Origin of the sequence: Asanoa sp. WMMD1127 (genome assembly GCF_029626225.1) — a bacterium.
Taxonomy (GTDB): domain Bacteria; phylum Actinomycetota; class Actinomycetes; order Mycobacteriales; family Micromonosporaceae; genus Asanoa.
This window is the reverse complement of the sequence record NZ_JARUBP010000001.1, coordinates 2,831,998-2,858,759: the sequence shown is the minus strand read 5'-3', so window position 1 is coordinate 2,858,759 and position 26,762 is coordinate 2,831,998. Positions and strand designations below refer to the sequence as shown.

General features: G+C 70.9%; 28 protein-coding genes. 14 read left to right on the top strand and 14 right to left on the bottom strand.

Features of this window, described 5'->3' with window-relative positions; all coding sequences use genetic code 11:
- Window positions 1–180: 180 nt before the first annotated feature.
- The gene (locus O7635_RS13750) at window positions 181–342 is read left to right on the top strand and encodes a hypothetical protein (protein WP_278080799.1); all 162 of its coding nucleotides are present in this window, start codon (window positions 181–183) and stop codon (window positions 340–342) included.
- On the opposite strand, the gene dapE is transcribed toward O7635_RS13750, so the two are convergent.
- Complete coding sequence (gene dapE / locus O7635_RS13745; protein WP_278080798.1) at window positions 339–1,412, bottom strand: succinyl-diaminopimelate desuccinylase; 1,074 nt, start codon at window positions 1,410–1,412, stop codon at window positions 339–341. The two genes, O7635_RS13750 and dapE, sit on opposite strands and share 4 nt — an antisense overlap.
- A gap of 24 nt (window positions 1,413–1,436) precedes the next feature.
- Between dapE and dapD the strand changes: the two genes are divergently transcribed.
- Window positions 1,437–2,387, top strand: a complete 951-nt coding sequence (dapD, locus tag O7635_RS13740; protein ID WP_278080797.1) for a 2,3,4,5-tetrahydropyridine-2,6-dicarboxylate N-succinyltransferase — start codon at window positions 1,437–1,439, stop codon at window positions 2,385–2,387.
- On the opposite strand, the gene O7635_RS13735 is transcribed toward dapD, so the two are convergent.
- A complete protein-coding gene (locus O7635_RS13735) occupies window positions 2,384–3,010 on the bottom strand; it encodes a nucleoside/nucleotide kinase family protein (RefSeq protein WP_278080796.1) in 627 nt (208 codons plus the stop codon). The two genes, dapD and O7635_RS13735, sit on opposite strands and share 4 nt — an antisense overlap.
- 85 nt (window positions 3,011–3,095) lie before the next feature.
- Between O7635_RS13735 and O7635_RS13730 the strand changes: the two genes are divergently transcribed.
- Complete coding sequence (locus O7635_RS13730) at window positions 3,096–3,416, top strand: nitroreductase/quinone reductase family protein (RefSeq protein ID WP_278080795.1); 321 nt, start codon at window positions 3,096–3,098, stop codon at window positions 3,414–3,416.
- Here O7635_RS13730 and O7635_RS13725 read toward each other — a convergent pair.
- From O7635_RS13725 to fdxA, 3 genes are read right to left on the bottom strand one after another with little or no spacing between them, the layout of a single operon-like run.
- Window positions 3,374–4,072, bottom strand: coding sequence for an SIMPL domain-containing protein (locus O7635_RS13725; protein ID WP_278080794.1), 699 nt, complete (start codon window positions 4,070–4,072; stop codon window positions 3,374–3,376). The genes O7635_RS13730 and O7635_RS13725 overlap by 43 nt on opposite strands.
- A complete protein-coding gene (dapC, locus tag O7635_RS13720) occupies window positions 4,065–5,168 on the bottom strand; it encodes a succinyldiaminopimelate transaminase (RefSeq protein ID WP_278080793.1) in 1,104 nt (367 codons plus the stop codon). The genes O7635_RS13725 and dapC overlap by 8 nt, the downstream gene beginning before the upstream one ends.
- 5 nt (window positions 5,169–5,173) lie before the next feature.
- Window positions 5,174–5,500 carry a ferredoxin gene (gene fdxA / locus O7635_RS13715; RefSeq protein WP_239126749.1) on the bottom strand — a complete coding sequence of 109 codons (327 nt, stop codon included), beginning with the start codon at window positions 5,498–5,500 and terminating at the stop codon, window positions 5,174–5,176.
- An 81-nt stretch (window positions 5,501–5,581) separates the two neighbouring features.
- On the opposite strand from fdxA, the gene O7635_RS13710 reads away from it, so the two are divergent.
- Entirely contained in the window at window positions 5,582–6,565 is a 984-nt protein-coding gene (locus tag O7635_RS13710) for a GNAT family N-acetyltransferase (RefSeq protein WP_278080792.1), read from the top strand.
- On the opposite strand, the gene O7635_RS13705 is transcribed toward O7635_RS13710, so the two are convergent.
- The 4 genes from O7635_RS13705 to mshB all read right to left on the bottom strand — a co-directional run bounded on the left by O7635_RS13705 (window position 6,534) and on the right by mshB (window position 10,474).
- On the bottom strand, window positions 6,534–6,998 hold the full coding sequence (locus O7635_RS13705) for a hypothetical protein (RefSeq protein ID WP_278080791.1): 465 nt from the start codon (window positions 6,996–6,998) through the stop codon (window positions 6,534–6,536). The genes O7635_RS13710 and O7635_RS13705 overlap by 32 nt on opposite strands.
- 42 nt (window positions 6,999–7,040) lie before the next feature.
- Window positions 7,041–8,942, bottom strand: coding sequence for a VanW family protein (locus O7635_RS13700; RefSeq protein WP_278080790.1), 1,902 nt, complete (start codon window positions 8,940–8,942; stop codon window positions 7,041–7,043).
- Between the two features lie 174 nt (window positions 8,943–9,116).
- Entirely contained in the window at window positions 9,117–9,575 is a 459-nt protein-coding gene (locus O7635_RS13695; RefSeq protein WP_278080789.1) for a hypothetical protein, read from the bottom strand.
- Between the two features lie 5 nt (window positions 9,576–9,580).
- Complete coding sequence (gene mshB, locus O7635_RS13690; protein ID WP_278080788.1) at window positions 9,581–10,474, bottom strand: N-acetyl-1-D-myo-inositol-2-amino-2-deoxy-alpha-D-glucopyranoside deacetylase; 894 nt, start codon at window positions 10,472–10,474, stop codon at window positions 9,581–9,583.
- Window positions 10,475–10,552: 78 nt separating this feature from the next.
- Between mshB and O7635_RS13685 the strand changes: the two genes are divergently transcribed.
- Both O7635_RS13685 and O7635_RS13680 read left to right on the top strand, forming a co-directional pair.
- On the top strand, window positions 10,553–12,550 hold the full coding sequence (locus O7635_RS13685; RefSeq protein WP_347405279.1) for a prolyl oligopeptidase family serine peptidase: 1,998 nt from the start codon (window positions 10,553–10,555) through the stop codon (window positions 12,548–12,550).
- A gap of 2 nt (window positions 12,551–12,552) precedes the next feature.
- Entirely contained in the window at window positions 12,553–13,356 is an 804-nt protein-coding gene (locus O7635_RS13680) for a DNA-formamidopyrimidine glycosylase family protein (RefSeq protein ID WP_278080787.1), read from the top strand.
- A gap of 44 nt (window positions 13,357–13,400) precedes the next feature.
- Here the strand turns inward: O7635_RS13680 and O7635_RS13675 are convergent, their stop codons facing one another.
- The 3 genes from O7635_RS13675 to O7635_RS13665 form a co-directional block, all read right to left on the bottom strand.
- Window positions 13,401–15,164 (bottom strand): ABC transporter substrate-binding protein, encoded by a 1,764-nt coding sequence (locus O7635_RS13675; protein WP_278080786.1) that lies wholly within the window; start codon window positions 15,162–15,164, stop codon window positions 13,401–13,403.
- A 126-nt stretch (window positions 15,165–15,290) separates the two neighbouring features.
- Complete coding sequence (locus O7635_RS13670) at window positions 15,291–16,286, bottom strand: ABC transporter permease (protein ID WP_278080785.1); 996 nt, start codon at window positions 16,284–16,286, stop codon at window positions 15,291–15,293.
- Between the two features lie 9 nt (window positions 16,287–16,295).
- Entirely contained in the window at window positions 16,296–17,315 is a 1,020-nt protein-coding gene (locus tag O7635_RS13665; RefSeq protein ID WP_278080784.1) for an ABC transporter permease, read from the bottom strand.
- 202 nt (window positions 17,316–17,517) lie between these two features.
- Between O7635_RS13665 and O7635_RS13660 the strand changes: the two genes are divergently transcribed.
- The 6 genes from O7635_RS13660 (at window position 17,518) to O7635_RS13635 (ending at window position 24,849) form a co-directional block, all read left to right on the top strand.
- Window positions 17,518–18,945, top strand: a complete 1,428-nt coding sequence (locus tag O7635_RS13660) for a TldD/PmbA family protein (protein ID WP_278080783.1) — start codon at window positions 17,518–17,520, stop codon at window positions 18,943–18,945.
- Window positions 18,945–20,327 carry a metallopeptidase TldD-related protein gene (locus O7635_RS13655; RefSeq protein ID WP_278080782.1) on the top strand — a complete coding sequence of 461 codons (1,383 nt, stop codon included), beginning with the start codon at window positions 18,945–18,947 and terminating at the stop codon, window positions 20,325–20,327. The genes O7635_RS13660 and O7635_RS13655 overlap by 1 nt, the downstream gene beginning before the upstream one ends.
- A 10-nt stretch (window positions 20,328–20,337) precedes the next feature.
- The gene (locus O7635_RS13650; protein ID WP_278080781.1) at window positions 20,338–20,955 is read left to right on the top strand and encodes a hypothetical protein; all 618 of its coding nucleotides are present in this window, start codon (window positions 20,338–20,340) and stop codon (window positions 20,953–20,955) included.
- Between the two features lie 120 nt (window positions 20,956–21,075).
- Window positions 21,076–21,879, top strand: a complete 804-nt coding sequence (locus tag O7635_RS13645) for a hypothetical protein (protein WP_278080780.1) — start codon at window positions 21,076–21,078, stop codon at window positions 21,877–21,879.
- Between the two features lie 10 nt (window positions 21,880–21,889).
- On the top strand, window positions 21,890–23,800 hold the full coding sequence (locus tag O7635_RS13640; RefSeq protein ID WP_278080779.1) for a fumarate reductase/succinate dehydrogenase flavoprotein subunit: 1,911 nt from the start codon (window positions 21,890–21,892) through the stop codon (window positions 23,798–23,800).
- Window positions 23,800–24,849: a succinate dehydrogenase/fumarate reductase iron-sulfur subunit gene (locus O7635_RS13635; protein WP_278080778.1), complete on the top strand. Its 1,050-nt coding sequence runs from the start codon at window positions 23,800–23,802 to the stop codon at window positions 24,847–24,849. The genes O7635_RS13640 and O7635_RS13635 overlap by 1 nt, the downstream gene beginning before the upstream one ends.
- A 46-nt stretch (window positions 24,850–24,895) precedes the next feature.
- Here O7635_RS13635 and O7635_RS13630 read toward each other — a convergent pair whose 3' ends face one another.
- Window positions 24,896–25,333: a (deoxy)nucleoside triphosphate pyrophosphohydrolase gene (locus tag O7635_RS13630; RefSeq protein WP_278080777.1), complete on the bottom strand. Its 438-nt coding sequence runs from the start codon at window positions 25,331–25,333 to the stop codon at window positions 24,896–24,898.
- Between the two features lie 180 nt (window positions 25,334–25,513).
- Here O7635_RS13630 and O7635_RS13625 point away from each other — a divergent pair, with 180 nt between their 5' ends.
- Window positions 25,514–25,825, top strand: coding sequence for a 4a-hydroxytetrahydrobiopterin dehydratase (locus O7635_RS13625; RefSeq protein WP_278085474.1), 312 nt, complete (start codon window positions 25,514–25,516; stop codon window positions 25,823–25,825).
- A 7-nt stretch (window positions 25,826–25,832) separates the two neighbouring features.
- Window positions 25,833–26,030: a hypothetical protein gene (locus O7635_RS13620; protein ID WP_278080776.1), complete on the top strand. Its 198-nt coding sequence runs from the start codon at window positions 25,833–25,835 to the stop codon at window positions 26,028–26,030.
- Here the strand turns inward: O7635_RS13620 and O7635_RS13615 are convergent.
- Window positions 26,002–26,760, bottom strand: a complete 759-nt coding sequence (locus O7635_RS13615) for an SDR family oxidoreductase (RefSeq protein ID WP_278080775.1) — start codon at window positions 26,758–26,760, stop codon at window positions 26,002–26,004. The genes O7635_RS13620 and O7635_RS13615 overlap by 29 nt on opposite strands.
- Window positions 26,761–26,762: the final 2 nt, after the last annotated feature.

Below are 26,762 nucleotides of genomic sequence, written 5' to 3'. Positions count from 1 at the left end.
TCACCACGGTAGCCAAACGCGACCCGACGGCCGGGTTCCGGCCCGCCCGACCGGGTGCGGCGAGAAATTCACACCCGTGTAACCGCAACCGAATTCGCTTGTGGGGCGTCTTATCTTTCGAATACCGGGTATGCAGGGCCGCCCGGCCTGGCCGGGCACCTTGGGGGGAGGAGAGCCACGATGACCCGCTTCGACCAGATCCGCCAGCGCCGCGAAATGCACCGCCGCATCCGGGCGGTCGTGGCCGAGCGCCGGCTCACCCGCATCGCGCCGATCGCCGACGAAGACGACGAGCCCACGATCGAGATGCACCCGACCGACGCTGTGCCGACGGCCTCCTAGCCGTCCACCAGCCAGCGGTGCAGGGTCGCCGCACCCTCGCGGATCAGTGGGATCTCCACGCGCTCGTCGACCGCGTGCGCCACGTTGGGGTCACCCGGTCCGAAGTTGAGCGCCGGAATGCCCATCGCGGCGAACCGTGACACGTCGGTCCAGCCCAGCTTGCCGATCGGGTCGGTGCCGACCGCGTCGAGGAACTCCTGAGCCGGAGCCGCGCCCAGACCCGGCAGCGCGCCCGGCGCCGCGTCGATCATCGTGATCTCGTAGCCGTCGAAGAGCTCGCGCAGGTGGGCCTCGGCCTCCTCGACCGACCGGTCCGGCGCGAACCGGTAGTTGACCTCGATCTCGCACCGGTCCGGGATCACGTTGCCGGCCACTCCGCCGTTGATCCGCACCGCGTTGAGCCCTTCGCGGTAGTCGCAACCGTCCAGCGTGACCCGGCGCGCCTCGTAGTCGGCGAGCCGATCGAGGATGCCCGAGGCCGCGTGGATCGCGTTGACGCCGCGCCAGGACCGGGCCGCGTGGGCCCGCTTGCCGACCGTGGAGACGTAGACCCGCATCGTGCCCTGGCAACCGGCCTCGACCACGCCGTGGGTCGGCTCCAGCAGCACCGCGAAGTCGGCCGCCAGCCACTCGGGATGGCTCTTCGACACCAGGGTCAGCCCGTTGTACGCGGAGTCGATCTCCTCGGCCTCGTAGAAGAAGTAGGTCAGGTCGTAGCGCGGCGCCGGCAGCTCGACGGCCAGCTGGAGGGCGAGCGCGACACCGGATTTCATGTCGGAGGTGCCGCAGCCGTACATGATGTCGCCCTCGATCCGGGCCGGCAGGTTGTCGGCGATCGGCACCGTGTCGAGGTGGCCGGCGAGCACCACCCGCTGCGACCGACCCAGCTCCGTGCGGGCCATCACCGTGTTGCCCAACCGCTCCACCCGCAGGTGCGGCGTCCCGCGCAGGACCTGCTCGACGCAGTCCGCGATGACCTTCTCGTGCAGCGACACCGACTCGATGTCGACCAGCACGCGGGTCAGCTCGACCGGATCCGACAACACGGCGGGGGTAAGCGGGTTGGTCATATCTCGCACGCTACCGTCATAACCGTGACGAGCGAGCAGCCTGCCTGGGGAATCGGCCTGTCGACCAGCACCGCGGAGGGCCAGGTGCTCGACGCCTGGTTCCCGGCGGGCAACCTGGGGCTCGGCGCCCGCCCCGCCGGCGATCCGGCCGCCCTGCTCGGCCCCGCGGCCGGCGCGGTCGGCGAGCGCGCGCTGCCGGGCCTGCGCACCGAGATCGTCGTCGTGGAGCTCGGCTCGCTGGCCGACCCGATCAAGGACGCCGCCGACGCGTACCTGCGGCTGCACCTGCTCTCCCACCGCATCGTCCGACCCAACGAGCTCAACCTCGACGGGATCTTCGGCATGCTGGCCAACGTCGCCTGGACCTCGGCCGGGCCGTGCCCGCCGGACCGGGTCGACGAGCTGCGCGTCGCCGAGCGGCTGGCCGGCCGCCAGCTCACCGTCTACGGCATCGACAAGTTCCCGCGCATGATCGACTACGTGGTGCCGGCGGGTGTCCGGATCGCCGACGCCGACCGGGTGCGGCTCGGCGCCCACCTGGCCAGCGGCACGACCGTGATGCACGAGGGCTTCGTCAACTTCAACGCCGGGACGCTCGGCACGTCGATGGTCGAGGGCCGGATCGTGGCCGGCGTGGTGGTCGGCGACGGCTCCGACATCGGCGGCGGCGCGTCGATCCTCGGCACGCTCTCCGGCGGCGGCAAGGACAAGCTGCGCATCGGCGAGCGCTGCCTGCTCGGCGCCAACGCGGGCATCGGCATCTCGCTCGGCGACGACTGCGTGGTCGAGGCGGGCTGCTACATCACCGCCGGCTCGAAGATCACGCTGCCCGACGGCCGGGTGGTCAAGGCCCGCGAGCTGGCCGGCCTCGACAACCTGCTGTTCTGGCGCAACTCGGTGACCGGCGCGCTGGAGGCCCGTCCGCGGGCCGGCAAGGGCATCGAGCTCAACGCCGCCCTGCACGCCAACGACTAACCGGTCAGTCGCACGACAAGGTCGGCGCGGTTGCGGGTTCGGGCGATCAGCTCGGCGTTGACCTGGTCGCTGCCGTAGGAGCGGGCCTTGGCCTCGGCCTGGCTGCGCCCGTAGGCCATGTGCCGGGCGACCAGCCGCCGCAGGCGTTCCTGCTCGTCGAGGTCGAGGTACCAGACCTCGTCGAGCAGCAGCCGTACGCCCGACCACGGCTCCTCCGGCACCAGCAGGTAGTTGCCCTCGGTCACGACCAGGCGGACCTCCGGCGGCACCGGGATCGACCCGGCCACCGGCTCCTCGATCTCGCGGTGGAACTGTGGCGCATAGACCGTCTCCGGACCGCCCGCGGCGAGCCGGCCGAGCATGGACACGTAACCCGCGCCGTCGAACGTGTCGATCGCGCCCTTGCGCTCGTGCCGGCCGAGCCGGTGCAGCTCGGCCTCGGCCAGGTGATAGCCGTCCATCGGCACCAGCACCGCCGTCGGCCCGATCGCCTCGACCAGGCGGGCGGCCAGCGTCGACTTGCCGGCGCCGGGAGCGCCGACGATCCCCAGGAGCCGGCGCGGGCCGAGATCGGCCAGCGCGGCGGCCCGGGCCACGAGCTCGTCGAGGGGGTACGCCGTCACGCGTGGAACTATCGCACGCCCGTTACGGCGTATCGGCGCGCCTGGGGGGTCACCGACCTACCGTGGTCGGTAGGAGGTGTGTGCGATGGCAGCGGAAGCGACGGAGATCGAGATCACCACCATCGGCCGGCGGACCGGGCAGGGGCACTCGATCCCGGTGTGGTTCGTCCGGGAAGGCAAGTCCACCTTCCTGCTGCCGGTCGGCGGTGCGGGCAGCCAGTGGTACAAGAACCTCCGCGAGAACCCGACGATCAAGCTCAACTCCGCCTCGGCGAAGGCCCGCCTAATCACCGACCAGCAGCAGGTGGACCGGGTGGTCGGCGAGTTCAGCACCAAGTACGGCGCGTCCGATGTGCGGCGTTATTACCCCGGCGTCGACGTGGCGGTCGAGGTCCGGGACTCGTGACCGGCGGTCTGGGCTAACGCGGTCGGCTCGCTGATCGTGAAGCGGGCCTCGATCGCGGCGTGCACGGTCTGCACCTGCGGATCGAGGTCGACCACCGGAGCCCCGCCGCCCATTTCCATCGCGTCGGTCGCGGCCGCCCGTGCGTACATGGGTTGTGGCCGCATCCCGGCGTCGGCCACCTCGACCAGCGCGGTGATCCGCGCGCCCAGGGCGGCCGCGTAGTCGCGGGCGACGACGATCGCGTCGTCGATCGCCGCCCGTCGCACGGCCCGGTGCGCCGGACTGCCCGGTCGCAGCTCCCACCACGGGCCACCGACCGAGGTCTGGTCCTGGTCGGCCAGCCGCAGCATGAGGTCGCCGAGCACACCGAAGTCGGTGACGGTGACGGTCGTGGTCACGCTGCCGTGGTAGGCGGCGACCTTCTCCCCGGCCCGCTTGCGCTCCGGATAGACCTGCAGGTTGCCGGACTCGCGGCGCTCCACGGCGGCGCCGTAGCCGTCGATCAACGCCCGCGTGGCGTCGGCGCGCTCGGCCAGTCGGCGCAGCGTCGTCTCCCGGTCCTTGTCGCGCGCGACCACCGTGACCGAGAACCGGGCGAGCTCCGGCGGCACCTCGTGCACCGCCTCGCCCCGCACCGCGACGACCGGATCAGCCATCCACTGAGGATAGGCGCTCCGCGGCCGCGGCGATGCGCTCATCGCTGCCCGTCAGCGCCACCCGCACGTGCCGCTCACCGGTGGGACCGTAGAACGCGCCGGGCGCGACCAGGATGCCGAGCCGGGCCAGGCGGTCGACCGTCGACCAGCAGTCTTCGTCGTGCGACGCCCACAGGTAGAGCCCGGCCTCCGAGTGGGAGATCTCGAAGCCGGCCTTTTCGAGCGCGTCGCGCAGCACGCCACGCCGGGCGGCGTAGCGGGTGCGCTGCTCGGTCGCCGACGTCTCGTCGTCGAGCGCGGCCACCATCGCGGCCTGCACCGGCTGCGGGACGATCAGGCCGGCGTGCTTGCGCACCGCCAGCAGCTCACCCACCAGCGCCGGGTCGCCGGCCACGAAGCCGGCCCGGTAACCGGCCAGGTTGGACCGCTTCGACAGCGAGTGCACCGCCAGCAGGCCGTCGAGCGAGCCACCGTTGACCGACGGCGACAGAATCGATGTCGGCTCGACCTCCCAGCCGAGCGTCAGGTAGCACTCGTCGCTGGCCACCACCGCGCCCCGCTCGCGCGCCCAGTCGACCACCTTGCGCAGGTGGGCCGGGGGCAGCACGCGGCCGTTGGGGTTGCCGGGCGAGTTGACCCAGATCAGCTTGACGTCGGTCGCCGGGCCGAGCGAGACCAGCGAGTCGGCCCGCATGACCTTGGCACCGGCCAGCCGCGCCCCGACCTCGTAGGTCGGGTAGCAGACCGGCGGGATCACCACGACGTCGCCGGCGCCGAGCCCCAGCTGCGCCGGCAGCCCGGCGACCAGCTCCTTGGAGCCGATCGTCGGCAGCACGCCGATGTCGTCGAAGGTCGCGCCGCAGGCCCGGGCCACCCACCGCCGGATCGCCGAGCGCACGGCCGGCGTGCCGGCGGTCAGCGGGTAGCCGGGCGCGTCAGCCGCGGTGCGCAGCGCCTCCTGGATCGCCGGCGGCACCGGGTCGACCGGCGTGCCGATCGAGAGGTCGACGATGCCGTCCGGATGCCCGGCGGCGACCGCCTTGGCCGGCTCCAGCAGGTCCCACGGGAAGTCCGGCAGGGTGGCCGAGACCCGCACGCCGGTCAGTGCTCGCCTTCCCGCGGCGGCTGCGCGGCCACGACGGCGTGGTCCTTCTCGATCTTGCCGACCTTGGAGGCGCCACCGGGCGAACCTAGATCTTCGAAGAACTCGTAGTTGGCCGTGGTGTAGTCCTTCCACTGCTCCGGCACGTCGTCTTCGTAGAAGATCGCCTCGACCGGGCAGACCGGTTCACAGGCCCCGCAGTCAACGCACTCATCGGGGTGGATGTAGAGCATCCGGTTGCCCTCGTAGATGCAGTCGACGGGGCACTCCTCGATGCACGCCTTGTCGAGCACATCGACGCACGGCTCCGCGATGATGTAGGTCACGGGTTTCTCTCCTCCGCAAGCCACGCCGCGATCACCCGCGACGTTCAAGAGCCTAGTATCTCGCGTGGAGGGGGGTCGATCGTGCTCCGACGGCAGGATGTGGGACACCGTGTGGTGATCCGGCGGATTGTCGGTATGCGCGAGGGTCGTCCGCTTTACTCAGACGCGCTCGGTGAGCTGGTCGCGGTCGACGAGAGCAACCTCACGGTGGCCACCGCAAACGGCACGATCGTCGTACCCCTGTCGGAGGTGCACCGGGCCAAGCGGGTGCCGCCGCAGCGGCGCCCGACCGCCGCCGACGTGATCGCGCTCGAGTTGGCCGCCGACGCGGCCTGGCCCGCGCCGATCCGCGGCCACCTGGGCGACTGGCTGCTGCGCAGCGCCGACGGCTGGACCGGGCGGGCCAACTCCGCGCTGCCGATCGGCGACCCGGACCGGCCGCTGGAGGCCGCGATCGACGCGATCGAGGCGTGGTACGCGGAACGTGGCCAGCCGGCCCTGATCAACACGCCGCTGCCGCTCGCGGCGCCGGTCGGGGCGGCGCTGGACGCCCGCGGGTGGACCGCCCGCCCGCTCACCCTGGTGCAGACCGCGCCGCTCGCGCCACTGGTTCGGGACGGTGAGCAGCCGGGCGTGTCGCTGGCCAAGGCGCCGAGCGACGAGTGGCTGGCGATCTACGAGGCGCGCAAGCGGAGCCTCCCGCCCGCCGCCCGGCACGTGCTCACCGCGCCGCCCGAGGTGCGGTTCGCCAGCCTGCACGAGGGCGACACGCTGGTCGCCGCCGGTCGGGGCGCGGTGGTCGGCGACGAGCGGCGCTGGTTGCACCTGGCCTCGATCGAGGTGGTGCCGTCACACCGGCGGCGGGGCCTGGCCCGCACGGTCACCGCCGCGCTGGCCGGGTGGGCCGCCGAGCTCGGCGCGACCCACGCCTTCCTCCAGGTGGAGGAGCGCAACACCGCGGCGGTCGCGCTCTACGGCACGTTGGGCTTCACCACCCACCACAGCTATCTGACCCGCGAGCAGCCCGGCGCGGTCAGCGCCGGACCACCCGACGGGGCTTGCTGAGCTTGGCCTTCGAATAGGCGGCGAGCTGGCGCGACCGGTAGTCCTTGGCCAGCACCACCAGCAGCAGGTAGCCGAGCAGGAAGCCGGCGGCGCTGAACCCGGCGTAGAGCCAGATCTGGGCGAAGAACTCGCCCGCGCCGCCGCCGACGGGGTTGGCGCCGAACACCGCCGGACCGAGCAGCACCGTCGCCAGGCAGGCGATCAGCACCGCGGCGGCCATGTCGGCCAGCAACACCCCGACCGGGCGGTCGCGTCCCCACCGGAACGCGACCGCGGCCAGCACCAGGGCGACGACCCCGAAGAACACCAGCGAGGTGCGGTCCTGCATGTCGGTGTCGCCGTCGAACGCGAAGTTCGCGACCCCCCTGGCAACCAGGTTGATCGCGAACAGCGCGCCGGCCAGTGCGCCGATCCGCAGCCAGCGGTTTCTCATCCAACGCCTCCTACGCGATGCCGTGCTCGCGTCAAGTCGGCGTCAGTTGCCCCAGCCGCCGTAGCCCGAGCCGGAGCTCGTGCCCGAGCCCGAGTCGGTCGGTGGCGTCACCGGCGCGACCGGCTCGTCGGTCGACTGCTGCTCCGACTGGCTGTCGGGCGACTCGGTCGTCGCCTTGGCCTCGTCGGACGGCTTCTCGCAGACGTAACGCGGTTCCGCATCGTAGCGCCAGCTGAACTTCTCGCGCTGCACCTCTTTGCCGTCCTTGTGGATGACGCGGTAGGCGTCCTGCGTGAAGCCGTCGCTGCCCGAGGTCGCGATGCACTGCGGGCCGGCCGGCAGGGTCTTGCTCTCAGGCTTGGTCACGTCGCGCTTGGGGCCCCACTCGGTCTTGACGCTGTCGTAGACCTTGGTGCTCCACATCGAGACGGTGATCGAGTCGTTGGTGTACGACGTGTCGATCAACATCCCGTACGGCGTCGTGTTCTGGAACTTGAGGTCCAGGTTCGGCCAGAAGATCGTCGACTCGATCACCGACGGGTAGCGCGAGATGTAGAACGAGTGCGGCTTGTGCTCCACGTCCTTCAGGCCGGCGTAGTAGCTGGCGTTGAACAGCGTGGTGGTGAACTGCGAGATGCCGCCGCCCACCGCGGGCACGAGCTTGTTGTTGTCGATCACGGGCGCGTCGACGTAGCCCTGCTCGTAGCCGCGCCAGCCCGTGTAGCCGTTCAGCGAGAACGTCTCGCCGGGCTTCACGACCGCGCCGTCGACCTTCTTGGCGACCTGGACGATGTTCTTCACCCGCGGCTCGTCGAGCCCACCGGTGAACTTGGTGGTGAACGTCGAGACCTTCTCCTTGACGCCCATCTTCGCCAGGTTGGCGTCGGCGACCTGGGCCGGCGCCGGGTTCAGCGTGGCGTCGACGGTGCGCGGCCCGCTCTTGGGCAGCACCCCGAGCACGTCGGTGGCGAGCTTGCCGCCGTCGACGTACTCGCCGCCGGCCGCGCTGACCAGCACCTGCTGGGTGGCGCCCTCGCCCTTGACCGCCGACGGCGGCGACGACTCGATCTTGGAGATGGCCGGACCCATGGCGGTACGCAGCGCGCCCGGGTCGACCGACGGCGTGACCGTGCCGTCCGCGGCGCCGGTGATCTTCAGGCTCTTGGCGATCATGTCCGGCGTGATGCTGACGTCGCCCTTGGGCGAGTGCACCGTCACCGGGGCGGCGACGGCCGGCTCGACCAGCGAGTCCATCAGCTGGTCGACCGCGGCGCGGCCCTTGGCGTTGTCGACCTCGACCAGCGGCACCGAGACGCTGGTGGCGCCGGGCTGGCCGGGGCTGGGGACGGTCCCGCCGGCGGCGACGCCCGCGGCCGTGATCGAGTCGACCCAGCCGGACTTGACGGCGTCGGCCGCCTTCGGCAGGTCGACGGCCTTGCCCGGCGAGGGGTAGGTGATCTTGGGGGTGACGCCGTCGAACGTGATCGACGCAGGGGTGGCGGCGTCGAAGGTGGCCCGCTCGACCGTGGGCCGCAGGGCCGCGTCGAGCTTGGCGTTGTCGAGGCTGACCGTAGGAGTCACGGTGTTGCCGCCCCACAGGTGCGGACCACCGTCGGCCGCGGCGGCCACGGTCGCGTCGACGTCCACCGCGAGGCCGATCTGGTCGGGGGTGACCTGGGCGTCGACCGACCTGGCGTCGCCGGCGACGTGCACCGTGATCGGCTTGTCCAGCCCGGGCCGGCCGTCGAGGCCGCTGTGCAGGCGGGCGGTGGCGGCCGAGCGGCTCAGGCCGCCGATGTCGACGCCGAGCACGGAGGTGCCGCGGGGGACGTCACCCTTGTACGCGAAGCCGGCCAGTACGCCGATGGCGATCAGCAGCAGGGTGAGCAGGGCGCCGCCGACGGCTAGCCGGCGACGCTTCTTGCTCTGGGGGGCGGTCTGCATGGATTCCCTCAAGGCTCTGCTTCCCGAGGCACCTGGACCGCTGGCGGGCACAGATCAGCGCAAGAAGCATTTGTCGGACTTGTCAGGCCGCCACCGACTGTAACGAAAAGATCTCGGGACTGACACCCTCAGGTGGCGCCGCTCACCATCCGTGAGGCTGCCGAAACGCGGGGTTCAGTACAGCGTTTTCGCAGGTGGGGAAGACACAAGGCGGATGCCGACGATGGTCCAGGCCAGCGACCCGAGGCCGATCATCGCCCAGCCCACCCAGTTATCCGACGTGATCAGATAGTCACCCTCTGTAGTCCGACCGGCGGCCAGCAGGGTGATCGCGAGCCAGATCAGGGCGGCCGGCAGGACCGCCCACTTGCTCTTGGTGGACCGGTAGGCGAACCAGCCGACGAACAGGTTGCCGACGAGGGCCAGCACGGCCGAGACGCCGATCAGCTGGCCGCCGATCCGCACGCTGATCAGCAGCAGCTCGAGCACAGCGGTCAGCGCCGACAGCAGCAGCGTGAGCAGGAAGCCGGCGATGGTCAGCAGCACGGCCACCACACCGCGGTCGCGGCTCGGCCGCGGCGCCGCGGGCTCCGGCGGCTCCGCCGGTGACATGTGCTCGGTCGGGCTGGACACGCTGCTCACCTCGAGCCGGCCTCCGCCGGGGCGGGCTCGTCGGCGGCGATGCCGGCGAACAGGTCGCTCTCCCAGCCGTTGGGCCCGTCGCCGGGGCCGCGCTCGCCGAGCGCGAGCGTGAAGTATTCGACGCCCATGAACTCGTTGCCGAAGTCGCCGGCCAGCGCGTAGAGCCACGACGAGTCGGGAATCTGGGTGGCGTGCGCCTTGAGCGCCACCACCTTGGCGTCGTGCTGCTCGGTCCCGTCGATCCGGGCGGCGATCTGGTCGTCGGCGGTGCCGAACGGGAAGTCGTCGGCGCTCTCGACGCCCTCGAAGGGGTTGCCCACGGAGTCGGCGAACGCGTGCAGCCCGGCCTCGAGCACGCTCTTCGGCATCGCCAGGAAGTAGATCTTCTGCGGCCCGACGCCCTCGGCCCGGGCGAGCTCCGCGGCCCGCATCGCGACCCGGTGGGCCTGGATGTGGTCGGGGTGCCCGTAGAAGCCGTGCTCGTCGTACGTGATCATGACCTGCGGCCGGGTCTCCCGCATCACCTCGACCAGGTAGCCGGCGGCCTCGTCGAGGTCGGCCCGCCAGAACGCGCGCGGGTTGTCGTTGGTCGGCAGGCCCATCATCCCGGAGTCGCGGTAGCGGCCGGCGCCGCCGAGGAAGCGGACGTCGGCGACACCGAGCGCGGTGCACGCGGCCCGCAGCTCGGCCACCCGGTAGCCGCCCAGCTGGTCGGCCTCCGCGGCGGCGAGCAGCGCCAGCTCAGGAACGTAGATCTCGCCCTCTTCGCCGAGGGTGCAGGTCACCAACGTGACCTGTGCGCCCTGGGCGGCGTAGTGCGCCATCGTCGCGCCGGTGCTGATCGACTCGTCGTCCGGATGGGCGTGCACCAGCAGTAGTCGTCGAGCCACCGGGCCACTCTACGCGGGTCTTCGGCGGCCTCCGGGAACGACTCTCACCAGCCCCTTGGACCCCATACGATCCGGGATGTGGAGTTTCCCGAGCTGGCAGCCCGGACCGCACTGTTCACCCGTGGCGCGCCGCACCAGGTCACCGTCGCCGTCGACGGTTCGCGAGTGCTGTTCCTGCGCTCCGCCGGCCCCGAGGATCCCACCGACGCGCTCTGGACGCTCGACCTGTCGGCCGACGGCGCGACCGAGCGACTGGTCGCCGACGGCCCCGTCGACGCGTACGCGGCCGACCCACAGTGCCGGGTCGCCGCCCTCGTCACCGACGGCACGCTCCGCCGGGTCGACCTGCGCACCGGCGCCGTCACCGAGGTGACCGCGAGCGGCCCGGTCACCGACGCCCGACCGGACCCGACCGGGGCCCGGATCGCCTACCTGAGCGCGGCCGGCGAGCTGCGGGTGATCGAGCCCGACGGCGGCGACGTGCTGCTGGCCGGCGAGGGCACCCGGGTGAGCTGGGGCCGCGCCGAGGAGGTCGCCCGGCGCGACTTCGACCGGCGGCGCGGCTACTGGTGGTCGCCGGACGGGCAGTCCCTGCTCGCCGCCCGCGTCGACGACACCCGGGTCGCCCGGGTCGAGGTCGGCGAGCCACCGGTGACCATCGCCCGTCCCCTGGCCGGCGGCACCAACGCCGAGGTGAGCCTGCACCTGCTCGACCTCGACGGCGGCTGGGTCGACGTGCACTGGGACCGGGAGACCTATCCCTATCTGGTCGCCGTCGACTGGGTCGAGGGCGGTCCGCTGATCACGGTGCTGCGCCGGATGCAGCAGCACGGTCTGGTGCTGGCCGTCGACCCGCGCACCGGCGAGACCCAGGTGCATGCCGAGCTGGCCGACCCGCGCTGGGTGGAGCCGGTCGCCGGCACGCCCTGCCACCTGCCCGACGGCCGGGTGCTGGTCGGCGGCGAGCTCGCCCATGACGGCTACGACGCCCGCTGCCTGTTCGCCGACGGCACCCTGCTCACCCCGCCCTCGCTCTACCTGCGCCGGGTGGTGGGCCGGATGCCCGGGCCGGGCGGCTCTCCCGACCTGCTGGTCGAGGCGAGCGACGGCGAGCCGAGCGAGCAACACCTCTTCCGCGTACGCACGGCGATCGGCGGTGGCGGCGTCGAGTCACGCCGGTTGACCACGGCTCCGGGCTGGCACACCGGCGCGGTCGGCGGCGACGTGCTGGTGATCGGCGCCCGCTCGCTGGACCACACCGGCACGCGGTGGACCGTCTGGAAGGGCGACCACCAGGTCGCGCGGCTCGAACCGCGCTCGGCCGAACCGCCGGCCACGCCCCGCCCCGCGCTGGAGCGGGTCACCGACCGTCGGCTGCCGGCCGCCGTGGTCTACCCGACCGGGCACGTGGCCGGACGCCGGCTGCCGGTGCTGCTCGACATCGACGGCGGCCCGGGGCACCAGGAGGTGCGGGCCGAGCGGAGCGCCTGGATCGAGCGCCAGTGGTGGGCCGACAACGGCTTCGCGGTGGTCACCGTCGACAACCGGGGCACGCCGGGCGTCGCGCCGTCGTTCGAGAAGGTCGTGCACCGGCGGCTCGCCGACGTGATGCTCACGGACCAGGCCGACGCGCTGGCCGCGCTCAGCGGCAAGCACCCCGACCTCGATCTCGCCCGGGTCGCGGTGCGCGGCCGGCGGTTCGGCGGTTGGTTGGCCACGCTCGCGGTGCTGCGCCGGCCCGAGGTGTTCACCTGCGCGGTGGCCGAGGGACCGATCGTCGACTGGGCGCTGTGCGGCACGGCCTACGCCGAGCGTTACCTCGGTCAGCCGGTCGACGGCCCGGAGATCTACGCGCACCACTCGCTGCTGGAGGTCGCGGGCGAGCCGGCGACCGACCGCTCGTCGGCCCGCCCGCTGCTGATCGTGGCGGACCCCGGCGACCCGGAGGAGTCCGACCAGGTCAAGCGGCTGTCCACGGTGCTCACGCGGACCAACCGCCCGCACGAGCTGCTCCGCGAAGCCGACCCGGCCCGCCGCCTGCCGGCCGAGCTCGACTTCCTCCGCCGTACTGTCTGAGAGTGCCGGAGCTTCCCGAGGTCGAGAACGCGCGGTCGGTGATCGCGCGGGCGGCGCTCGACCGGGAGATCGTCGACGTCGACGACCACGACACCTGGGTCTGCCGGCCGCACCCGCCGGGGCAGATCCGGGCCGCGCTGCTCGGCCGCCGGCTGACGGTCGCGCACCGCCGCGGCAAGAGCATGTGGTGCGAGACGTCCGGCGACGGCCCGGTCCTCGGCATCCACCTCGGCATGTCCGGCAAGATCGTGGTGGCCGACCCGGACGGCGCCGAGGTCGACGGCGGCGACTACTGGGAACGCGGCCGGGCGGCGGGCGACTACCGCTACGCGCGGTTCGCGCTGATGTTCGCCGACGGCGGCCGGCTGATGCTGGTGGACCCGCGCCGGCTGGGCCGCGTGCGGCTGGACCCGCCGGTCGAGCTGCTCGGCCCCGACGCCACCGAGATCACGCCGGCCCAGTTCCGCGGGATGCTGGGCCGCGGCACCGCGCCGGTCAAGGCCCGCCTGCTCGACCAGCACGCGGTCGCCGGCATCGGCAACCTGCTGGCCGACGACATCCTCTGGCGGGCCAAGGTGCACCCGGGCAAGCCGGTCGACGAGCTCACCGCCGACGAGGTGGCGGCGCTGCTGCGGGCGACCCGCTACGCGATCCGCACCTCGGTCGCCGGCGGCGGTGTGCACACCCTGCCGACGCTCAAGCTGCGCGGTCCGGAGGCCCGGTGCCCGCGGGACGGCGCGGCGATGGCCCACGGCGTCTACGGCGGGCGTACGACCTGGTTCTGTCCGGTCGACCAGAAGTTGTGAAAGAGGGGCGCCCGGCTGGACGCCCCTCTTTCTCTCAACGGCGGTTACTGCTTGATGTGGGCGTTGTAGTAGACCGTCGTGCCGATCGAGTCGGAGTGGAACACCCCGCCGACCTTGTCGCCCATGACCAGGAAGGTCTTGGACTGGTAGATCGGGACCACCGGGTAGTACTTCTCCACGATGGTCTTCTCGATGTTGGCCCAGTCGTCGCCCGCCTCGCCGGCCGGCAGCGCCGACGCGGCGTCGATGGCCGAGTTGACGTCGTCGGCGTTGAAGTACGACACGTTCGAGTTGCCCTGCGGGCCGATCTTGCGACCGTCGTACAGCACCGGAATCGTGGACGCGCCGCTCGGCCAGTCCGCGCCCCAGTTGCTGATGTAGATGTCGTACGGGTTGTCCTTCGTACGCGCGGTCGGGTTGTGGTTCGGCTGCGCGATGTAGGAGACGACGACCTCGAAGCCGGCCTTCTCCAGGCTGTCCTTGAGCACCGGCGCGGTCTGCTGGCCGAAGGCCGTGTCACGCGACATGAAGGCTAGCTTGATCTTCTTGCCGCCGAGCATCTCCTTGGCCTTCTCCGGGTTGCCGGTCGGGCCGCAGCCGGTCGGGTCGGCGATCTCGGTGTAGCCGATCGTCGTGTCGGCCTGCAGGTTGTTGGTCAACCGGCCGGCCGCGTCACCGCCCTGGGTCAGCAGGATGCCCTGCTTGTCGAGCGCGCAGCCGATCGCGCGCCGGACGTTGATGTCGGTGACCTTCTGGTTGTTGATGGCCAGGTACCAGACGAACAGGTTCGGCGTGTCGATCGTCCGCTCCTTGAGCGCCGGGTCGCCCTGCACCTTGCTCACCAGCGACTGCGGCACGTTGTCGTACGCGATCGCGTTGGCGTCGGCGCCGCCGGCGATGACCCGCTCGGTCTGCGCCGCGTCGTCCGGACCGATCTCGACCTCGACGCCGTCGAGGTAGTTGTGCCGGATCGGGTCGGTGTTGGCGTCCCAGTTCTCGTTGCGCTCAAGGACGATCTTGCTGTCCTTGACGTACTCCTTGATCTTGTACGGCCCGGACGAGAAGATCCGCTTGTCGTAGTCGAGCTTGGTGTCCTTGGCCGGCGGAACCGGCACCGAGGTGCCCATGCTCAGCGCGAACGGCAGGTCGCAGTGCGGGTTCTTGAACTCGAACTTGAGACCGTAGTCGCCGTTGACGGTCAGGCCCGGCACGTTGGTGTTGCCGGAGGTGTAGGGGCCCTTGTAGACCTCGTTGTAGGTCGGGTTGTCGGCCAGCCACTCCTGGACATAGGTGGGGCCGCCGTCGATCGTCTCCTCGAACGACCGGGCGATGCCGTAGGCCACGTCGGAGGCCTTGACCTCGGTGCCGTCCTCGTACTTCACGCCCTTCTTGAGCGTGTACTCCCAGGTCTTGCAGTCGCCGTTGACGTCCTTGCCCGGGTCCTCGGCGAGGTCGCCGACCAGCGTCAGCTTGCCCTTGCCGTCCTCACGGAACTGGGTCAGGTTGCGGACGATCAGGTGCTGCAGCGCCATCGCGTTGACGACGTAGGTCCGCTGCGGGTCCATGTGCTCCATGTCGGCCTGCTGAATGATCTTCAGTATGCCGCCCTTGGTCGCGCCCTGGACCTCGGGCGCGGGGCCCTGCGACTCCTTGGGGTCGGTCGAGATGGCGCCGGTCCTCTCGACCACATCCTGGTTCTCTTCGCCGGACTCGCCGGTGTTCTTCGAACAGGCGGCCAGCGTCGCCGCCAGCAGCAGCGCGGCGCCGGTGGCGGCGGTCAACCGCCGCAACGTCCGTGGTGGACGCATCGGTCACTCCCTCCCAATCCCTCGGAGGTTCGCAAGAAACCTCCGCACTGAGCCTTTAGGACGAACATTTCTTTCAGGTCACGGGCGCGTGTCGGCACGGCCCACGCCGACACGCGCCCGTGAGGTCTATGCCAGTCGCACTCTGGGGTCGATGAACGAATAGAGGACGTCGACGACGAAGTTGGCCGCCACGATGAACAGCGCGGCGAGCAGCACCGTCGCCATCACGAGCGGCATGTCGAGGTTGATCGCCGCGTTGAGCGATGCCTTGCCCAGCCCGGTGAAGCCGAAGATGGTCTCCGTCACCACCGTGCCGCCGAGGTAGGTGCCCAGGTCGAGGCCCGCGATCGTGACGATCGGCGTGATCGCGGCCCGCAGTGCGTGTCGCCCGTACACCCGCATTTTGGTCATGCCCTTGGCCCGCGCGGTGCGCACGAAGTCCTCGGACAGGGTCTCCAGCATCTGCGCGCGGGCCAACCGCGCGTAGCTGGCGGAGTTGATGAAACCGAGCGCCAGCCAGGGCAGCAGCATCGCCGCGGCCCACTTGCCGGGGTTCTCGGTGATCGGTGTGTAGCTCGGATAGCCGAGCAGACCCGTCTCGTAGACGAAGATGATCAACAGGAGCGGGCCGAACAGCAGGATCGGCATCGAGGCGCCGGTGAGCGAGAACCCGACCGCCCCCCGGTCGAAGATCGTGCCCCGGCGCAGCGCGGAGATCATGCCGACCGAGACGCCGATCAGCAGCCACACCACCGCGGCGCCGAACACGATCGACAGCGTCACCGGCAGCGTGCGGCCGATGATGTCGCGGACCGGCTCGTCGTTGCGGAACGAGTAGCCCAGGCACGGCGCCGGGCATTCCCGGGTCGCGTCGCCCTCGCCGAACGTGCGGCCCTTGACGATGCCGGCCATGAAGTCGGCGTACTGCTGGACCACCGGCTTGTCGAGGCCCATCCGGCGGGCGATGCTCTCCTGCTGCTGCTGGGTGCAGGTCTTGCGGTTGCCGCACATCAGCTCGGCCGGGTTGTTGGGCACCGCGAAGAACAGGCCGAAGGTCAGCACGCTGACGGTGAACAGGGTGGCGACCGCGAGGAGCGCCTTCTTGACGAAGAACCGCAGCACCGTCGCCCCCTACCGGTCGGACTTCGGGTCGAGGGCGTCGCGCAGCGAGTCGCCGAACAGGTTGAACGCGAGCACCAGGACGAACAGCGTGATGCCACCGGTCAGCGTGAACGCCGGGTCGTCACGGATGTAGTTGACGCTGTCGGAGATCAGGCGACCGAGGTCGGGCGTCGGCTCGAGGATGCCGATGCCGAGGAAGGAGAGCGCCGCCTCGGCGGTGATCAGCGCCGGCACGTTGAGCGAGAAGGTGACCAGGATCGGCGCCCAGAGGTTGGGCAGCAGCTGGCGGAAGAGCACGTGCGGCAGCCGGGCCCCGGAGGCGCGGGCCGCCTCGACGAACTCCCGCTCGCGCAGCGTCAACACCTGGCCGCGCACCAGCCGGGCGCTGTAGGTCCAGTTGAAGAGCACGAAAACGATGATCAGCAGCAGGGGTCTGAACCAGGAGTCCTCCTGGTCGGTCGGCCCGTAGCGCTGCGCGACCGCGATCGGCACGAACGCGAAGCAGAAGATGTAGAACGGGAACGCCAGGGTCAGGTCGGTCAGCCAGCTCAGCGCCGCGTCGACCTTGCCGCCGAGGTAGCCGGCGACGATGCCGATGACCACGCCGAGCACGATGGTCAACAACGCGGCGGTCAGCGCGACGATCAGCGACGTACGCATGCCGTAGATGATCTGGATGAAGATGTCGCGGCCGAGTCGCGGCTGGATGCCCAACCAGTGCTCGGCGCTGATGCCGCCGAGGTAGCCGAGCGGGTTGCCGTTGCGGTCGAGCTTGTCGGTGAACCGGTCGAGCGGGCCCTTGCCGTAGAGCCGCTCGATCAGCGGCGCGGCGATCGCCAGCAGGGCGAAGACCAGCAGCGCGATGCCGCTGGCCCAGGCCGTGCGGTCCCGGCGGAGGCGCAGCCATGCGAGCTGGCCGGGCGAGCGGCCGACGACGGACTTGTCGGCGCCGGCGGCCGGCTGGCCGCCGATGGGCTCCTCGGGCGACGCGACCGCGAGACCGGTCGGCCCGGTGGCGCCATCGGTCATCGGTCACCTCCCTTCCGGGTCGTGCACTGTGCAGTGGACGCTTCGACCGCGAAAGGAAGTTGCATCCGACCGTTGGCGCTGAAAGTAAGCTACAGCGATCAACCCTGTCAGCCTGGTGCGTGGTAACGACTCTGCATCGAGGACGCGGAATGTGGCGAGAAGGTTCGCGACCGCGACGCAATCGTGACTTAGGCTCCGCCGGGTGACCCATTTCGACGCGGCTGCCGCCGCGGTCCAGGCCGCTCTGGATGCCGGGGCGCGCTATGCGGACGCCCGGGTGATGCATCGCCGCACCGAGTCCATGTCGGCGCGCAACGGTGACATCGAAGAGCTGTCGCAGGACGAGGACGCCGGAGTCGGCGTACGCGCGCTGGTCGGCTCCGGTTGGGGCTTCTTCGCCGTGCCCGACATGACCGACGCGGCCGCCCGCCTCGCCGGCACCCGGGCCGCCGAGATCGCCGCGGCCAGCGCCCGCGTGCCCGGTCCGGCGACCGGCCTCATTCCCCTGCCGCCGGCGTCCGGCTCGTGGTCGTCGCCCTGCGAGGTCGACCCGCTGAGCGTGCCGCTGTCCGAGAAGGCCGACCTGCTGGTCGGGCTCACCGCCACGATGCGCGAGCACGGCGCCGACCAGGCCGAGAGCCACTACCGGATCTGGGACACCGCGAAATGGTTCGTCTCCAGCGAGGGGGCGCGAATCGACCAGCGGTTCCGCGAGTGCGGCGGTGGGATCGCGGCGACCTCGATCGGCGAGGGCGAGTCACAGCGCCGGTCCTACGGCAACCAGTACGGCACCCGGGGCTGGGAGCTGCTCACCGGCCTCGACCTGCCGGGCAACGCGGCCCGCGTGGCCGTCGAGTCGCGCCAGCTGCTCACCGCAGACCCGTGCCCGGCCGGCGAGACCACGCTGATCCTCGGCAGCGAGCAGATGGCGCTGCAGATCCACGAGTCCGTCGGGCACGCCATCGAGCTCGACCGGATCCTCGGCTGGGAGGCCGCGTACGCCGGGACCTCGTGGCTCGACCTGAGCCGGCTCGGCTCGATGCGCTACGGCTCGGAGCTGATGAACATCGCCATCGACCCGACGATCCCGGGCGCGCTCGGCAGCTTCGGCTACGACGACGAGGGCACGCCCGCGGCCGCCCGCTACGCGGTGCACGAGGGGGTCTGGGTCGGCGTGCTGTCCGGTCGCGACTCCGCGTCGGTGGCCGGCCTCGACTACGCCGGCAGCGTGCGCTCCGACGGCTGGGCGCGGTTGCCGATGGTGCGGATGACCAACGTCGGCCTCCAGCCAGGGCCGCACACGCTCGAAGAGATCATCGCCGCCACGGACGACGGGATCTTCATGGACACCAACCGGTCCTGGTCGATCGACGACCGACGGCTCAACTTCCAGTTCGGCTGCGAGATCGGCTGGGAGATCAAGAACGGCCGGATCGGCCGGATGCTGCGCAACCCGACCTACACCGGGATCGGCCCGACGTTCTGGCAGTCCATGGACATGCTCTCGTCGGAGGTGACGGACTGGGGCATCCCGAACTGCGGCAAGGGCCAGCCCGGTCAGACCGGGCACACAGGTCACCCGGCGGCACCTGGGCGATTCACCGGCGTACGCGTGGGGGTGACGGGCTGATGTCGGCGGAACTCGAACTCGCGGGCCGGGTGGTCGACCTGGTCCAGCGGCTGGCCGGCAGCGCCGCACAGGCCGAGGTGCTGGTCGACCACACCACGCTGGCGCTGACCCGGTTCGCCAACTCCGGGATCCACCAGAACGTCGCCGACGCCACCACGACGGTGCGGCTGCGGGTGCATCTCGACGGCCGCACGGTCGGCGGCTCCACCACCGTCGTCGACGCGACCGGGTTGACCGGCCTGGTCGAGCGCACCATCGCGGCGGCCGCGCTGACCCCGGTGGACCCCGGCTGGCCCGGCCTCGCGCCCGCCGCGCCGCTGCCCGCAGACGGCGCGTGGGACGAGGCCACCGCGCAGGCCACCCCGGCGGACCGGGCGCAGCGGGTGCGCGCGTTCGTCGACGCGGCCGAAGGGCTGGAGACCGCCGGTTACTGCCGCACCCTGCTGTGGTCCGGCGCGTTCGGCAACAGTGCGGGCCAAGCGGTGCACGGCCGGGCGACCGAGGTCGCGATGGACGGCATCGCCCGGGTGCCCGGCGCTGACGGCGTCGCCCGGCTGGGCTCGCGTCGGCTCGCCGACGTCGACGGCGCGGTGCTCGGCGAGCGGGCCGCCCGCAAGGCCCGGGCCGGCGCCGATCCGATCGAGCTGCCGCCCGGCCGCTACGAGGTGGTCCTCGAACCGACCGCCGTGGCCGACCTGCTCGCCAACTTCGCCATGTACGGGTTCAACGGCAAGCTGCACAACGAGCGGCGCTCGTTCGCCGAGCTGGGCGCCGCGCAGTTCGACCCGGCCGTGACGATCTCCGACGACGTCACGATGACGGCGGGCGCCGGCATCCCGTTCGACGGTGAGGGGACGCCCAAGCGGGCCGTGACCTTCGTCGGCGACGGCATCACGCTCGGTGTCGCGCACGACCGACGCACAGCGGCCGAGGGGCACGCGGTCTCCACCGGGCACAGCTGGGGCGGCAGCAGCTCATGGGGTCCCGTCCCGACCAATTTGCGGCTCGTGCCCGACGATGCGGCGCCGACCGCCGCCGTGGCCGGGCCGGCCGCCGACGGGCACACCGCCGCGCTGCTGTCCACGATGGAGCGTGGGCTGCTGGTCACCGACTTCTGGTACACCCGGGTGCTCGACCCGAAGACGTTGGTGGTGACCGGTCTGACCCGCAACGGGGTGTGGCTGGTGGAGAACGGGGAGATCACCCGGCCCGTCCGGAACTTCCGGTTCACCCAGTCCTATCCGTTGGCGCTGGGTCCGGGCGCCGTGCTCGGGGTGGGCGGCAACGCGATCACGCCGGCCGACAGCTGGGACGTCTTCGGCTTCACCGGCCCGTCGCTGCGGCTGGCTTCGTGGAACTTCACGGGTGGCGCGTCGGGATAGATTGATCCGCATGACGACCCCGCCGCCCCCGCCGTACCCGAGGTCGCCCAGCGAGCCCGAGGCGACCGCACCGATCTCGCCCGCGCCCGAGCCGCCTGCCGATGCCCCCGAAACGGACAATGTGGACAAGCGGCGGCGGCGCCTGATCCTCGGCGGGGTCGTCGCCGCGGTGGTGCTGGTGCTCGTGGCCTGCGGCGCCGGCGCGGTCGGGCTCGTGCGGGTCGCCGACGCGGTCGGCGACGGCGGATCCGGTCGGGTGCGGATGGGCGACGCCTGCCGGGCGCTGGAGGTGCGGCTCAACCGGGTCGCCCCGCCGGGCGCCGCGGCCAACCCGCGGCAGCGGGCCGTCGCCATCCGCAACGAGAACGCGGCGGTCAAGCCGTTCCTCGACGAGATCAGCCGGCGGACCGACGAGGACCGGCCGGACCGGGTCGCCGAGGGGTGGTCAGCGCTCGTTACGGCCCGCACCGCCTATGCCGACGCACTCGACCGGCAGGTCGCCACCGGCGCTCCCGCGTTCTTCGTCGCGCCCGTCGACGACGACGGCGACCCGGTCGTGGGCCGGCTCGAGGACCGCCACTGGGACTGCGCCGCGACGGTGCGCCGACTCGCCGCGCCCGATCTCTGAGCGCGCTCCACCAGATTGATCACACCCGCTGGCACCTCTGCGAGCCGCTCGTTTTCCTGCGCGTAACGTGTGCACCGTCACGCGCCGGCCAGCGGCCCAAAGAACCTTGCGGGAGACTTCATGACGACAACGGCAACGAGGCCGGGCGGGGCGCGGGCGCGCGCCTCGATTTCGGCTCGGACGTTGCGTACGGATCGATGGTGGTTCGCGCCCCTCATCACCGTGATCGGGCTGAGCGCCTGGGTCATCTACGCGACCGTCCGGGTCTACATGCACAAGTGGTTCTTCGTCGAGGACTACCACTACCTGACTCCGTTCTATTCGCCCTGTCTCACCGATCGGTGTGGCGAGGCGGCGGAGTTCGGCACCTTCCTGCCGAGCTGGTGGATCATCCCGGAGGCGGCCCTCACGCTGCCGTTCCTGCTGCTCTTCCGGCTGACGTGCTACTACTACCGCAAGGCGTACTACCGCTCGTTCTGGTTGTCGCCGCCGGCCTGCGCGGTTCCCGACGGGCACAAGACCTACTCCGGCGAGACGCGTTTCCCGCTGATTTTCCAGAACGCCCACCGCTACGCGTTCTACGCCGCCGCCATCATCTCGGTCATCAACACCTGGGACGCCATTAAGGCCTTCCACAGCCCCGAGGGATTCGGCTTCGGGCTCGGCAACCTCATTCTCATCGGGAATGTGGTCATGCTCTGGGCCTATACGCTTTCCTGCCACTCCTGCCGGCACATCGCGGGCGGCCGGTTGAAGCACTTCTCCCGCCACCCGGTGCGTTACCGCTTCTGGACCTTCGTGTCCAAGCTGAACACCCGGCACATGCAACTGGCGTGGATCACCTTGGCCACCCTCGCGATCACCGACTTCTACGTCATGGCGGTCTCGGCGGGCTGGTTCGGCGATCCCCGGTTCATCAACTGAGGCGACTGACATGACTGAGCGAATCGAACGACACCACTACGACGTCGTCGTGATCGGCGCCGGCGGCGCCGGCCTGCGGGCGGCGATCGAGGCGCGGCTGGCCGGCAAGCGGGTCGCCATCATCTCCAAGTCGCTGTTCGGCAAGGCCCACACGGTCATGGCCGAGGGCGGCGCCGCCGCAGCGATGGGCAACGCCAACGCGCGCGACAACTGGCAGGTGCACTTCCGCGACACCATGCGCGGCGGGAAGTTCCTCAACAACTTCCGGATGGCCGAGCTGCACGCCAAGGAGGCCCCGGAGCGGATCTGGGAGCTGGAGACCTACGGCGCGCTGTTCGACCGCACGCCGGACGGCAAGATCTCGCAGCGCAACTTCGGCGGCCACGAGTACCCGCGGCTCGCGCACGTCGGTGACCGCACCGGCCTCGAGCTGATCCGCACGCTGCAGCAGAAGATCGTGTCGTTGCAGCAGGAGGACAAGAAGGAGTTCGGCGACTACGACGCCCGCATCCGGGTGTTCGCCGAGACCACGATCACCGAGCTGCTGCTCGACGGCGACAAGGTGGCCGGCGCGTTCGGCTACTACCGCGAGTCGGGCGACTTCCTGCTGCTGCAGGCGCCGGCGGTGGTGCTGGCGACCGGTGGCGTCGGCCGCTCCTACAAGGTCACCTCGAACTCCTGGGAATACACCGGCGACGGCCACGCGCTCGCGCTGCGCGCCGGCGCCACGCTGATCAACATGGAGTTCCTGCAGTTCCACCCGACCGGCATGGTCTGGCCGCCCTCGGTCAAGGGCATCCTGGTCACCGAGTCGGTCCGCGGCGACGGCGGCGTCCTCAAGAACTCCGAGGGCAAGCGGTTCATGTTCGACTACGTCCCCGACGTCTTCCGCAAGCAGTACGCGGAGACCGAGGAGGAGGCGGACCGCTGGTACACCGACCCGGACAACAACCGGCGCCCGCCGGAGCTGCTGCCCCGCGACGAGGTTGCCCGCGCGATCAACAACGAGGTCAAGGAGGGCCGTGGCACGCCCGCCGGCGGCATCTACCTCGACATCGCGTCGCGCCGCTCGGCCGACTACATCCAGAAGCGCCTGCCGTCGATGTACCACCAGTTCAAGGAGCTGGCCGACGTCGACATCACCAAGGAGCCGATGGAGATCGGCCCGACCTGCCACTACGTGATGGGCGGCGTCGAGGTCGACCCCGACTCGGGCGCGGCGATGGGGCACGTGCAGGGCCTGTTCGCGGCCGGCGAGGTGTCCGGCGGCATGCACGGCTCCAACCGGCTCGGCGGCAACTCGCTGTCGGACCTGCTGGTCTTCGGCAAGCGCGCCGGCGAATACGCGGCCCGCTACGTCGACGGCATGGAGAAGCGCCCGGCGGTGGCGGCGACCGACGTGGAGGCGGCCGTCGACACGGCGCTCGCCCCGCTGTCCCGGGACACCGGCGAGAACCCGTACAAGCTGCAGCAGGATCTGCAGGCCGTGATGGGTGACCTGGTCGGCATCATCCGCCGCAAGGGCGAGCTCGAGGACGCGCTGGCCCGACTGGCCGAGCTGCGCGAGCGGGTCGCCAAGGTGAGCGCAGCCGGCGGCCGGCGTTACAACCCGGGCTGGCACCTGGCGCTCGACCTGCGCAACATGCTGGTGGTCTCGGAATGCACCGCGAAGGCGGCGCTGGAGCGGGAGGAGTCGCGGGGCGGCCACACCCGCGAGGACTTCCCCGCGATGTCCGCGAAGTGGCGGACCGTCAACCTCGTCTGCTCGCTCGACGGCGACAAGGTGCGGCTCGAGCACAAGCCGCTGCCGAAGATGCGGGCGGAGCTGGCCGAGCTGTTCGACCGCACCGAGCTGGCGAAGTACGTGACCGAGGCGGAGCTGGCGGACCTGGACGCGCCGGCGCAGAAGGTGAGCAAGTAATGGGAACGAAGCGCCAATTCAAGGTCTGGCGGGGTGACGAGACCGGCGGCGACCTGCAGGACTACCAGGTCGAGGTCAACGAGGGTGAGGTCGTGCTCGACATCATCCACCGGCTGCAGGCCACCGACGCCCCGGATCTCGCCTGCCGCTGGAACTGCAAGGCCGGCAAGTGCGGGTCGTGCTCGATGGAGATCAACGGCATGCCGCGGTTGGGCTGCATGACCCGGATGTCCACGTTCGAGGAGAACGAGACCATCACGGTCACGCCGCTGCGTACCTTCCCGGTGATCCGCGACCTGGTCACGGACGTCTCCTTCAACTACGAGAAGGCCCGTGAGACGCCGGCGTTCGCGCCCCCGGAGGACCTGGCGCCGGGCCAGTACCGGATGCAGCAGGTCGACGTCGAGCGCTCGCAGGAGTTCCGCAAGTGCATCGAGTGCTTCCTGTGCCAGAACACCTGCCACGTGGTCCGCGACCACGAGGAGAACAAGAAGGCGTTCGCGGGCCCGCGCTACTTCATCCGCGCCGCGGAGTTGGATATGCATCCACTCGACGCGCGGGACGACCGGAAGACGTACGCTCAGCAGCATCAGGGTCTCGGGTACTGCAACATCACCAAGTGCTGCACCGAGGTCTGCCCTGAGCACATCAAGATCACCGACAACGCGATCATCCCGATGAAGGAGCGCGTGGTGGACCGTAAGTTCGATCCGCTGGTGTGGCTGGGCAGCAAGATCTTCCGTCGGCACCCCGACGACGACGAGCTGGTGCAGTCGGGCTCGGCCCACTCGGTGCCCGGTGGTCCCTCCGGCACGGGCGTGGACCTGCCCGACGCACACGAACGCAGCGAGGAGCAGGAAGTGGAACGAGGCGTCAACTGGCACCGGCGGCTCGCGCCGGCGCAGCTTCCGGCGGTCGGCGCCAACGGCCGCCTGGGCGTCAGCGAGGCCGCGTTCGACCGCTCGGGCGCCGCGTCGCCGTTCGGTGACGACGTGGAGTTCCCGCTGCGTCCGCGCGATCTCAACTACGCGCACCCCGACCAGGACTGAGCTCTCCTTTGCGTGCGGCCCCCGGCTTCGGCCGGGGGCCGTTGCGCTATTCGAGCCAGGGGCCGGCGCGGAGAGCTTCCACGATCGGCGCGTCGGCCGGGAGCCAGGGCACGTCGTCGAGCTCGTCGCGGGTCAGCCAGCGCAGCGCCGCATGCTCCAGCGGGCTCGGCTGCCCGTCAACCAGTCGTGCGGCGAAAATCTTCAATACGGTACGGCGGTGCCCCAACGGGATATCGTCGCCGATGCGATCACGAACCGCGATCCGCACACCCAGTTCTTCCTGGCATTCCCGCACGAGTGCCTCGGCTTCGGACTCACCGGGCTCGACTTTGCCCCCGGGGAACTCCCACATGCCGGCTAATTCGGGAGGATGTGCCCGGGCGCAGGCCAAAACTTTACGCTCAGCAACGATAGCGGCACCGACGATGACGCGGATGGCAGCGTTCCCCCGGCTGGCGGACGGGCTAGGACGTTCGGCGTGCACGACCAACCAGGGTGCCAGACGAATTGCCGTTTCGGGTGCCGGAGCCGTCCCCTAGGTCACCACAAGGGGGAAATGTGGGCGTGGACATGGGGGCCGGTCAGCGAAAGACTTAGGGCACCGAACCATGACGAGATGGCGACGATTTGGCCACAAGCCGGCAACGACGCCTGGGAGGTGTGGATGCGAGCCCTGTGGAACGGGCGGTCCCGTGGCGACTACCTATCCGACGCGCTCGCCCTGCTGGCCGGCTGGACGCGCGAAGACAAGCAGCTCAAGCGGGTCTTCCTGCTCGACAACTCGCAACACAGCGACCTCACTGAGCGGGTGAAGGTCTGCGCCGACGCCCTGCACCTGCGCGCTGAGATCCGCCGTCTGGATGGTTACACACAGGTCAAGCTCGCGGCGGCCGACGGGGTGTCGATCACGGAGCGCGAGGTCACTCTCGCGGCGCGCATCGAAGACGCCTACCGGCTGGTTCTCGACGAGAAGTAGTCACCCGGTGGCCTATCGTCGCCAGCTCCTCTGGGTCCTCGCGGCCACCCTCTTCGGCTGCCTGATCGGCGCCGCCTCGCCGTGGATCCTCACCGACGGCTACGAGGCCACGGACTCGGCGATCGGCACCGCCGGCCTCTGCGGCTGCCTCGCCGCCCTGGTCGCCGCGATCGCCGTCACGTACGCAGGTAGGAAGCGCCGTTGATGTCGACCACCGCGCCGGTCATCGACTCGGTGCCCGGGGTCGCCAGGAACACGATCAGCCTCGCCACCTCCTCGGCCGTCGCCACCCGCCCGATCGCCGTCTCGTCCCGGATCTCCTGCCCACGCGGCCCGTTGAGATAGGGCGCCGCCATGTCGGTGTCGACGTAGCCGGGCGCGACAGCGGTCACGAAGATGTTGTGCGGCCCGAGCGCCTTGGCCAGCGACTGGCTGAGGCTGTTGAGTCCCGCCTTGCTCGCGCCGTACGCCGGGTGGGTGGCCTCGCCCCGGAACGCGCCCCGCGAGGTGACGTTGACGATCCGCCCACCGCCGGCGGCGACCATGTGCGGCACGACGGCGTGGATGAGGTTGGCCGGCCCGACCAGGTTGGTGTCGAGCGTGCGCCGCCACGCGTCCTGCCACTGCGCGTAGTCGGTCTCGAGGACGGCGTGCCGCTCGTACACCCCGGCGTTGTTGACCAGGATCCCGATCGACCCGTGGGTGGCGACGATCTGGTCGACGAGGTCCGTGATCTGGTGCGGGTCCTTGAGGTCGGCCTGCCGCATCTCGTGGTTCCCGCTTCGGAGGCTGTCCAACGTGGTCTGGGCGGCGGCCTTGTCGGAGCCGTAGTGCACGACCACGGTCGCGCCCTGCTCTGCGAGCCGCTGGGCGGTCGCCCGCCCGATGCCCCGCGAGCCGCCGGTCACCAGGGCCACCACACCGTCAAGACTCATGG

Coding starts and splice junctions, on each gene's coding strand:
- O7635_RS13750 (WP_278080799.1), top strand. CDS start 181: ATGACCCGCTTCGACCAGATCCGCCAGCGCCGCGAAATGCACCGCCGC.
- dapE (WP_278080798.1), bottom strand. CDS start 1,412: ATGACCAACCCGCTTACCCCCGCCGTGTTGTCGGATCCGGTCGAGCTG.
- O7635_RS13730 (WP_278080795.1), top strand. CDS start 3,096: ATGGCAGCGGAAGCGACGGAGATCGAGATCACCACCATCGGCCGGCGG.
- O7635_RS13725 (WP_278080794.1), bottom strand. CDS start 4,072: ATGGCTGATCCGGTCGTCGCGGTGCGGGGCGAGGCGGTGCACGAGGTG.
- O7635_RS13705 (WP_278080791.1), bottom strand. CDS start 6,998: ATGAGAAACCGCTGGCTGCGGATCGGCGCACTGGCCGGCGCGCTGTTC.
- O7635_RS13700 (WP_278080790.1), bottom strand. CDS start 8,942: ATGCAGACCGCCCCCCAGAGCAAGAAGCGTCGCCGGCTAGCCGTCGGC.
- O7635_RS13675 (WP_278080786.1), bottom strand. CDS start 15,164: ATGCGTCCACCACGGACGTTGCGGCGGTTGACCGCCGCCACCGGCGCC.
- O7635_RS13665 (WP_278080784.1), bottom strand. CDS start 17,315: ATGACCGATGGCGCCACCGGGCCGACCGGTCTCGCGGTCGCGTCGCCC.
- O7635_RS13655 (WP_278080782.1), top strand. CDS start 18,945: ATGTCGGCGGAACTCGAACTCGCGGGCCGGGTGGTCGACCTGGTCCAG.
- O7635_RS13650 (WP_278080781.1), top strand. CDS start 20,338: ATGACGACCCCGCCGCCCCCGCCGTACCCGAGGTCGCCCAGCGAGCCC.
- O7635_RS13645 (WP_278080780.1), top strand. CDS start 21,076: ATGACGACAACGGCAACGAGGCCGGGCGGGGCGCGGGCGCGCGCCTCG.
- O7635_RS13640 (WP_278080779.1), top strand. CDS start 21,890: ATGACTGAGCGAATCGAACGACACCACTACGACGTCGTCGTGATCGGC.
- O7635_RS13635 (WP_278080778.1), top strand. CDS start 23,800: ATGGGAACGAAGCGCCAATTCAAGGTCTGGCGGGGTGACGAGACCGGC.
- O7635_RS13625 (WP_278085474.1), top strand. CDS start 25,514: ATGCGAGCCCTGTGGAACGGGCGGTCCCGTGGCGACTACCTATCCGAC.
- O7635_RS13615 (WP_278080775.1), bottom strand. CDS start 26,760: ATGAGTCTTGACGGTGTGGTGGCCCTGGTGACCGGCGGCTCGCGGGGC.